The sequence below is a fragment of the Paenibacillus darwinianus genome, from assembly GCF_000598065.1.
Taxonomy (GTDB): domain Bacteria; phylum Bacillota; class Bacilli; order Paenibacillales; family Paenibacillaceae; genus Paenibacillus_I; species Paenibacillus_I darwinianus.
Genome location: NZ_KK082209.1, coordinates 1 through 8,470, shown reverse-complemented (window position 1 = coordinate 8,470; position 8,470 = coordinate 1). Strand labels below are relative to the sequence as shown.

Below are 8,470 nucleotides of genomic sequence, written 5' to 3'. Positions count from 1 at the left end.
CCATGGTGTATGTGCTGGCGGGCAAATTGAACTTTGCCCTGAAATAAGAAAAGAATTGGCAACAGCATGGAGCCACGCATCGCTCGCACCTGGACCAATTCCCTTGTCCAGCAACCAGTATACCCTTTCGGAGCTCTGATTATGCTGCAACAGAAGGTGAACGCGGAGCGATGCATCTATACCAATTCCCTTGTCCGATTTTCAAAGATTTTCTGGAAATTGATAGAGCAGTTTTGATCCGAAAACATTGCTAGCGGCGAAGAGCCTAAAAAGTCGTAACATGTATGTTTTTCATAGAATAGATTAAGAAAGGTTTACCAGCTCGAGCTTAGCGGAATAACAATACATAATTCGATAAATTTCGACTCTTCTTTTTTTCATTTTTTTAACCTGACGGACTGTTACGACTGATAATCTATCCATTCCTTCATCTTGGAATTAATCAAAAGGAGTCAGTATTAAGCCTTCCGATTGTAATAAAAAAAAGTGTTAATAGGAGTCAATTTCAATAAAAAAAATTCAGCGAGATAAAGCTTAGATGGTCCAAATTTACGAATAGATTTTTCGAAAATCGTAGCTATTATCCTGTTGATTGTGGATAAACAGACTTATCCCTATTTTCATTTTCTGATTTGGGATGAAACCGGTTCTGGTCATTGTGAAAACCTATGCCGTCTTTTTCATCTAGGGCGGTCGATTCACTAAACTCTCTTTTTATGTGACGGATTGTAAAATGGTTGGCGACAGCTAATAGGAAGGTCAATGGAAGATTCGTGTAAAGCTGGATATGCCTGAAGACGTTAGCGGAGTAAACGAGAAAAACGGGTAGAAAGGGCGGTTAGCCCCCTTGCCCGTTTTTTATTAGGTAGACAGTGGATGGGATAACGTAAGGGTTAAAATTGCTTTCTTTTCTCCTCCACGCAACGGTAAAGGTCACCCTCACTCTGAATCGGATTGAAATAATTCAGCCTGAGAACTGCTCGAATAAAGAAAGTCACGATCATTGTTGCTAATGAGTGTCTCATCGGCCCGCAAGGATGGATTATAACCCCGCGGAGCTTTTACGGTATTGCATCGGCGGCAAGCCGACGACCTTCTTGAACGACGTGCTGAAATAGTGCTGCGATTCGTAGCCGACGCGCTCCGCGATCTCATTCATTGACAACTCCGTCTCGCCCAACAGGCGGATCGCGGCTTTGATTCTCGTGTGAGTCAGCAGGCTGACGAACGAAGCGCCCGATTCCTGTTTGAATATGCGGCTTAAATAAACGGCGGACACGTTGAGCTCATTCGCCACGCCTTCGAGCGTAAGCTCCGGATCGCCGAACCGCGCCTCGATGATTTCCTTCGCTCTGCGCACAAAGGGCGACAGCCTCGAATCCTTGCTGACGCCGGATTTTGCTTCAGCATAAACCGCTGGTACGGCTTCCAAGCCGCCCGAATGAGGCAGGAAGCTGGCGACAACGGCAATCTTCAAATAATTGTCGATGGACGACTCGATCCGTTCGAAGACGCTTTCTGCCGGTTCACCCCATATCAACAGCACAATCATGCCCACCTGGTCGCGAAAATGAACATGGACATACCCCTGCAGACATTCCTCCACGATGTTCTCGATCGCAAACAAAAGCAACTGCCTGTCTTTTTCCGAAAAAAACGCTTTGCCCTTCGACTGCTCCGGCCATCGAATCACACCTACCACATCGGGCGCTTGTTCGGGCATGCGAAGGAAAGCAAGCTGTTCTTCAATCTCTTCTCCGGTAAGTTCCCCTTCCATCCATTCCAGACAAAACCGTTCGCGAAGCAGGGCAAAGTTTTTTTCAATTTGCTTGGCGGCCATTTGAAGCAACTCTTCCTTGGCGGCCGTCGCTTCGATTTTCTTTGCGACACGTTCCAATACTTCCGACAGCTGTGCGGGGTTGACCGGCTTCAGAATATAATCGTCCACCTCCAGCTTGATCGCTTCCTGCGCGTAGCTGAACTCGTCGTGTCCGGTAATAATAATGATCTTGCACAGCGGGAGGCGCTCGCGAATATGTCCGATCAAGGTTAATCCGTTCATGATCGGCATACTCAGATCGACCAAAAGAATAGCCGCTTGCTCTTGTAAAGCCTTCTCCAAAGCTTCCTCGCCGTCTTCGGCCTCGCCCGCCACCTCAAGCCCAAGCCGTTCCCATTCAACCGAACCGCGTATGCCTTCGCGAATGATGGCTTCATCGTCCGCAATCACGACTTTCCAAGTGCGCTTCATGTTCCGCTCCGCCCTTTTTGGAGGATGACGGGATGACTGAGCTCCACCGTCGTCCCTAGTTGTTCCCGGCTCTCAATCGTAATGCCGTAAGGCGCTCCGAAGCTAAGCCGAATTCGTTCCTGCACATTGCGCAAGCCGTAGCTCCCCGTATCGGCCCCTCGCGGCAGCTCCCCGCCCGTCTCCGGCAATGGCGTTTCTCCCTTGGATGCTCTGGCTGCATCCTTCGACACGCCGGCTGCTTCCAGCGTCGCCCGCAACCACGACAGCCTGTCCTCCGTCATTCCCGCTCCGTTGTCTTCAATCGTGAAAGTCAGGATGCCGCCGCTTGCCGCCGTACGGATCGCGATCATACCGGGACCTCTCCGTTCTTTAATGCCGTGATAAATCGCATTTTCGACGAGCGGCTGAAGCACCAGCTTGAGCACAATCATATCCTCCAGACCCGGCTCGATCTCGATCGAATAGTTCAATTTATCTCTATACCGGGTTTTCTGGATTTTTAAATAGCTGCGGATATGATCAAGCTCGTCCGATAAAGGAATCATCTCTTGCCCTTTGCTGAGCCCGATCCGGAACAGCCTGGAGAGAGCTTCCACCATTTCCGCCGCCGCGGTCGCGCCGTCTTTGCGGGCGAGCCATTGGATGGTATCCAGCGTGTTGTACAGAAAATGCGGCTGAATATGCGCCTGCAGGCTCCGCAGCTCCGCCTCCCGCTTCAGCCGCTGCTCCTCTCCGACCTGAGAGAGAAGCCGTGTAATTTGTGCCAGCATCTTGTTGAAGCTCCGGCCCAGCATCCCGACCTCGTCCCGCCGCTCGCCCGCCACGCGTATATTCAGGTTTCCTTCCTCCACCTTGCGCATCGACGAAGCCAGCTGCGAGATGGGACGCGAGATCGAATGCGACAAATAATAAGACGCCGCAATACCGAGCAGGCACACGATAAACACAAAGGTAACGAGATACAGGTTAATATCCTTGATTTCCTGTACCGTATCCTGCATGGCGAACACGCCTACGGTCGTCCAGTTCGTAAACGGCGATTTCTGGTAGATGAACTGCACGCGCCGGCCATCGATCTCTTGGGAAAAAGTGCCCGACGCCTGATCCGCAAGCTTGGCTTGGTCAATCCGGCCGACCAGCGAATTGCGCGGCGCATAGATGCTGCCGCCCTTGTCGTCGACCACCATCAGATAGCCGGATTTGCCGAGCCTCACGTCGCGCACGGTTTCCGAGATGACCCGAAGCTTCAGGTCGATCAGCACGACACCCTCGGTTTGCTGCGTATCCGGATCCAGAATCGCCCTGACCACGGACACGACCTCGCTGTCTTTATAGTTTGCGTGCGTCGTCACGTTCCGCTGCGAGGGGTGGCCGACCAGCTTGAAAATCCCTTTCGCTTTCACCGCCTCCCGGTACCAGCCCTCTTCAGTCAGGTTGCGAGGACTGCGCGCATACATATCGTTGCTGAAATACTCGCCATCCGCATTGACGACCATAATGCCCGCTACCTCGGAATAAAGCGTCGTAAACCCTTGCAGAAACTTGGCCGTGCGGTACCGAACCTGCTCGTCGGCAAGCGCCGCCGGACCCTCCTTCAGAAACCGCCCGATTTCGGGATTCATGGCAATGAAGTAGGAGATATTCTGAATATTGCCCGCATAAAAATCCAACGACTTGTTCACATTGCCGATCAACTGAGCGGTATGGGCGTTCACCTGCTTCCCGATCGTTTCGTTCGTGGCCCAACCGATCAGAACACCGAGACCCAGAGCCGGGAGGGTGCTGATAAGCAAAAAATGAAAAATAAGCTTATAACGAATCGACCAGTTGTTAAGCTGAAACCAATTGAACTTCATGCGTCCGCTCCCCTTGCAATTGCCGCCTGTTCGGTGCGCTACTTCGCATAGTAGTTGTCGACATTGGATTTGGTCACGATGGTAATACCCGTATCTACATATGTGGGGAGCGGCGGAACGTTGGATTCACGCCAATTCGGCATCGGTTCAACCAGCTCGTTGCGAAGAAGGAACAGCTGCATGAGCGACCAATAGCCCATGTTCCAAGTGCCTTGGGCGAGCGTTGCCGCAATGGTGCCGCTTTTGACCATGTCCAATGTGCGTTTGTCGGTGTCGAAGCTGATAATACGCACCTGATCCAGCTTGCCGGCGCTGAGCACCGCGTTGCCAACCCCGACGCCGCCATTGGCCTCCGTTACAAAAATGCCCTTTAAATCCGGATACTCTGCGATCATGCCCGCGGCTTTTTGTTCCGATACCAGCTGGTCGCCCTTGCCGTCTTCCACGCTGACGAGCTGCAGGTTCGGATATTCGCTGCGAAGCGTGTCTTGAAAACCTTTGGTCCGTTCCTGGTGGTTCAATTGGTTAGGCTGCGTAATGACGCCGAGCTTGCCCCTGGTGCCCGTAAATTCGACCATTTTGCGTGCGGCCGTTACGCCGGCGTTATAGTTGTTCGTACCCAGAAAGGAGTAGGCCTTGCTGTCCGGCGCATCCGAATCGAACATCACGACCGGGATGCCGGCTTCCACCGCTTTGTTGATCGCCGCGTTCAACGCCTCGGGATTGATCGCGGAGACGGCGATACCCGCCGGTTTGCGGGCGATGACCTGCTCCAGCACCGTTACCTCTTCGTTAACGTCATACTGTGTCGCCCCCCGGTATTCGACCGAAACGCCGAGCGCCTCCGCGGCGTCCTCAAAGCCCTTCAGGCCGTTTTTCCAATAATCGATGCCGGTGAGGAAATTCACCATCACATATTTCTGATCCATCTCGCCGCGCAGGCCGGAATCCCGGCCGATCGGCCCCTCGTCTTCGCGGATGTAAGCCGTGTACAAGTAGACCAGGAAGGTGCCGATAAGGACGAGATAAAGCAGCAAAAGCTTTTTCACGGGAACCGCCCCCTCTTCTATCTCGAGCGCCGATGCACGCCTTATTATACCACCGAATCCCGAATGAAAGCGGATTCCGACTGCGCGACGCAAAGTTACAAGCCGTTTCCAGCGCGCGTTGGGGCGCTGCATGACGGCGGTCAGAACCACACCCGTCACACGGCAGGAAGCGCGTCGCCGAACACCGTTGTGTCCGTCGCCGCGCTCTGAATAGACCACCGAATTTAGGCGGATTTATTTTTGTTGTAAAGGTCGAAAGCCACTGCAAGCAGGAGCACTAACCCTTTGATGCCCTGCTGATAATCGATGCCGAGGCCGATCAGGGACATCCCGTTGTTCATGACACCCATGACCAGGCCGCCGACAATGGCGCCGATCACGGTGCCGACGCCGCCGGTGGCGGAAGCGCCGCCGATGAACACGGCCGCAATGGCGTCGAGCTCGAAGTTGACCCCCGCTTTCGGGGTTGCCGCATTGAGCCGGGCGGCGAAGACAAGGCCGGCGAGCGCGGCGAGCACGCCCATGTTGACGAAAACCCAGAAGGTCATTTTTTTCGTCTTGACGCCGGACAGCCTCGCCGCCTTCTCGTTGCCTCCGAGCGCATAAATATGGCGGCCCATGACCGTTTTGCGCATCACGAACGTATAAACCGCGACCAGGATAAAGAGCATGATCAGAATATTAGGCAAGCCTTTGTAGGAAGCCAACACATACGTAAAGAGATTGATCACGATAACGAGCGCCGCCAATTGGGCCATGAAGAAGGGCACGGGTATGACCTCAAACTTATAGCGCTGCTGAATCAAACGTCCCCGCCATTCCATGAAAATATAGACGATCGACATCACCGCTCCGAGCAGGACCGTGAGCAAATGAATGTTCCACTCCCCCGGTATATCCGGGAGAAAGCCCGTGCTGATCGCCCGGAAGCCGTCCGGAAACGGCGCCACGGATTTGCCGTCCAGGACGAGCATCGTGAGGCCCCGGAAGAGCAGCATGCCGGCCAGCGTTACGATGAAGGACGGGATTCGCACATAGGCGACCCAGAACCCTTGCCAAGCGCCGACTGCGGCCCCGATGAAGAGCGACAGCACCATGGCGACGGGGAACGGCATGTCCTGATTGACCATCATAATGGCCGAAACCGCGCCGACGAATGCCGCGACGGAGCCGACGGACAGATCGATATGACCTGTGATGATCACGAGGAGCATGCCGATCGCCAGGATGAGAATGTAGCTGTTCTGCAAAATCAGGTTCGTTATGTTGAGCGGCTTCAGCAAATTGCCGTCGGACAGAAACTGGAAGAGCAGCATAATAAGAATTAAGGCAATGAACATGCCGTACTGCCGGATGTTGCTGCGAAATAGCTTGATCGCGGTATCCATGTTGTCCTACCTCCTGCCTTTGGTCATATATTTCATTAATACTTCCTGATTCGCCTCAGTCTTGGGCACCTCTCCGGTGAACCTGCCTTCATTCATCACATAAATGCGGTCGCACATGCCGAGCAGCTCCGGAAGCTCGGAGGAGATCATCAGAATCCCTTTGCCTTGTGCGGCCAACTGGTTGATGATCGTATAAATCTCGTATTTCGCACCGACGTCGATCCCCCGGGTAGGTTCGTCCAGAATCAGCAAGTCGGGCCCGGCGAAAATCCATTTGCTGAGCACGACCTTCTGCTGATTGCCTCCGCTCAGATTTCCAGTCTTCTGATGAATGCTCGGTGTTTTGATGTTCAGCTTCGCTCGGAAGCCTTCCGCTTCGACCACTTCCCGGTTGTCGTCGACGACGAACCATTTCGAAATTTTCCCGAGGCTGGCCAACGTCGTGTTCCGCTTGATGTCATCCATCAGAATGAGGCCGTATTCCTTGCGGTCCTCCGTAACATAAGCGATGCCTTCATCGATCGCTGTCCCGATATCGTTCAGCTTCACCTCGCGCCCGTCCTTGAACAGCCGCCCGCTGATTCTTTTGCCGTAGGACTGGCCGAAAATGCTCATGGCGAGCTCCGTGCGGCCCGAGCCCATAAGGCCCGCGATGCCGACTACTTCGCCCCGTTTCACCTGGAAGCCGACATTGTCGATTACCTTGCGGTCCGCTTGCGTTGGGTGATACACGTTCCAATCCTCCACCTTGAACAGAATGTCGCCGATATGTGCCTCCCTGTCCGGATACCGGTGCGTCAGATCTCGTCCGACCATGCCTTTGATAATCCGGTCTTCCGTAATGCTGTCCTGCTTTACATTCAAGGTTTCGATCGTGTTGCCATCCCGGATAATCGTGATGGAATCCGCCACCTTCATAATCTCGTTGAGCTTGTGTGAAATCATAATCGAGGTGATGCCCTGCCGCTTGAACGCGAGCATCAGATTCAGCAGGTTCTCGCTGTCCTCTTCGTTGAGCGCGGCGGTAGGCTCATCGAGAATCAGCAGCTTTACCTTCTTGGAGAGCGCTTTAGCAATTTCGACCAGCTGCTGCTTGCCCACGCCGATCGTACCCGCAAGCGTGCTCGGAGACTCGGACAAGCCGACCGTGCCGAGCAGCTCGCGCGTCCGCACGATCGTATCGTTCCAATTGATGATGCCGCCCTTCGCCTGTTCATTGCCGAGAAAAATGTTCTCCGCAATGGACAGCTGAGGAATAAGCGCGAGCTCCTGATGGATAATGACGATACCCAGATTTTCGCTGTGCCTGATATTTTTAAATTCGCAGGTTTGGCCCTTGAACAAAATGTCGCCTTCGTAAGAGCCGTGGGGATACACACCGCTGAGGACCTTCATGAGCGTCGATTTACCCGCTCCGTTCTCGCCCATCAGTGCGTGGATCTCGCCTTCCTTCACTTGCAAATTGACATTCGCAAGCGCTTTTACGCCCGGAAACGTTTTGGTGATATTGCGCATCTCCAGTATGATATCGGTCAAAGTAATCACCGCGCCCTCGATAATTAATAAATGATTTAGCGACAGCCGGGGGGCTGTCACTAAATCATTGTTGGCTGCCGTCTGTCGAGCTTATTGCAGTTCGTTTGCTTGATAATATCCCGAGTCAACCAGCACTTCCTTGAAGTTCGTTTTGTCGACCGATACCGGCTCCAGCAGGTAGGAAGGCACCACTTTCACGCCGTTGTCATACGTCTCGGTGTCGTTGACTTCCGCTTCCTTGCCCTGCAGCACGCTTTCCGCCATATTGACCGCTACTTTCGCAAGCTCGCGGGTATCCTTGAAGATCGTCGACGTTTGCTCGCCCGCAATGATCGATTTAATCGATGCCAGCTCGGCGTCCTGTCCGGTGATAATCGGCATCGGCTTTTT

The 8,470-nt window shown here is 53.5% G+C and carries 5 protein-coding genes and 1 pseudogene; all 6 read right to left on the bottom strand.

Annotated features, from left to right (window positions below; all coding sequences use genetic code 11):
* Positions 1-1,042 precede the first annotated feature (1,042 nt).
* Positions 1,043-2,251, bottom strand: coding sequence for a response regulator (locus tag BG52_RS13825; RefSeq protein ID WP_036585906.1), 1,209 nt, complete (start codon positions 2,249-2,251; stop codon positions 1,043-1,045).
* A complete protein-coding gene (locus tag BG52_RS13820) occupies positions 2,248-4,107 on the bottom strand; it encodes a cache domain-containing sensor histidine kinase (RefSeq protein ID WP_036585904.1) in 1,860 nt (619 codons plus the stop codon). Before BG52_RS13820 ends, BG52_RS13825 begins: the two co-directional genes overlap by 4 nt.
* 38 nt (positions 4,108-4,145) lie before the next feature.
* Positions 4,146-5,156, bottom strand: coding sequence for a substrate-binding domain-containing protein (locus BG52_RS13815; protein ID WP_036585902.1), 1,011 nt, complete (start codon positions 5,154-5,156; stop codon positions 4,146-4,148).
* A gap of 224 nt (positions 5,157-5,380) precedes the next feature.
* On the bottom strand, positions 5,381-6,544 hold the full coding sequence (mmsB, locus tag BG52_RS13810) for a multiple monosaccharide ABC transporter permease (RefSeq protein ID WP_036585900.1): 1,164 nt from the start codon (positions 6,542-6,544) through the stop codon (positions 5,381-5,383).
* Between the two features lie 6 nt (positions 6,545-6,550).
* The gene (mmsA, locus tag BG52_RS13805; protein WP_036585898.1) at positions 6,551-8,080 is read right to left on the bottom strand and encodes a multiple monosaccharide ABC transporter ATP-binding protein; all 1,530 of its coding nucleotides are present in this window, start codon (positions 8,078-8,080) and stop codon (positions 6,551-6,553) included.
* A gap of 90 nt (positions 8,081-8,170) precedes the next feature.
* A pseudogene (locus BG52_RS13800) lies at positions 8,171-8,470 on the bottom strand (substrate-binding domain-containing protein); the annotation flags it as partial.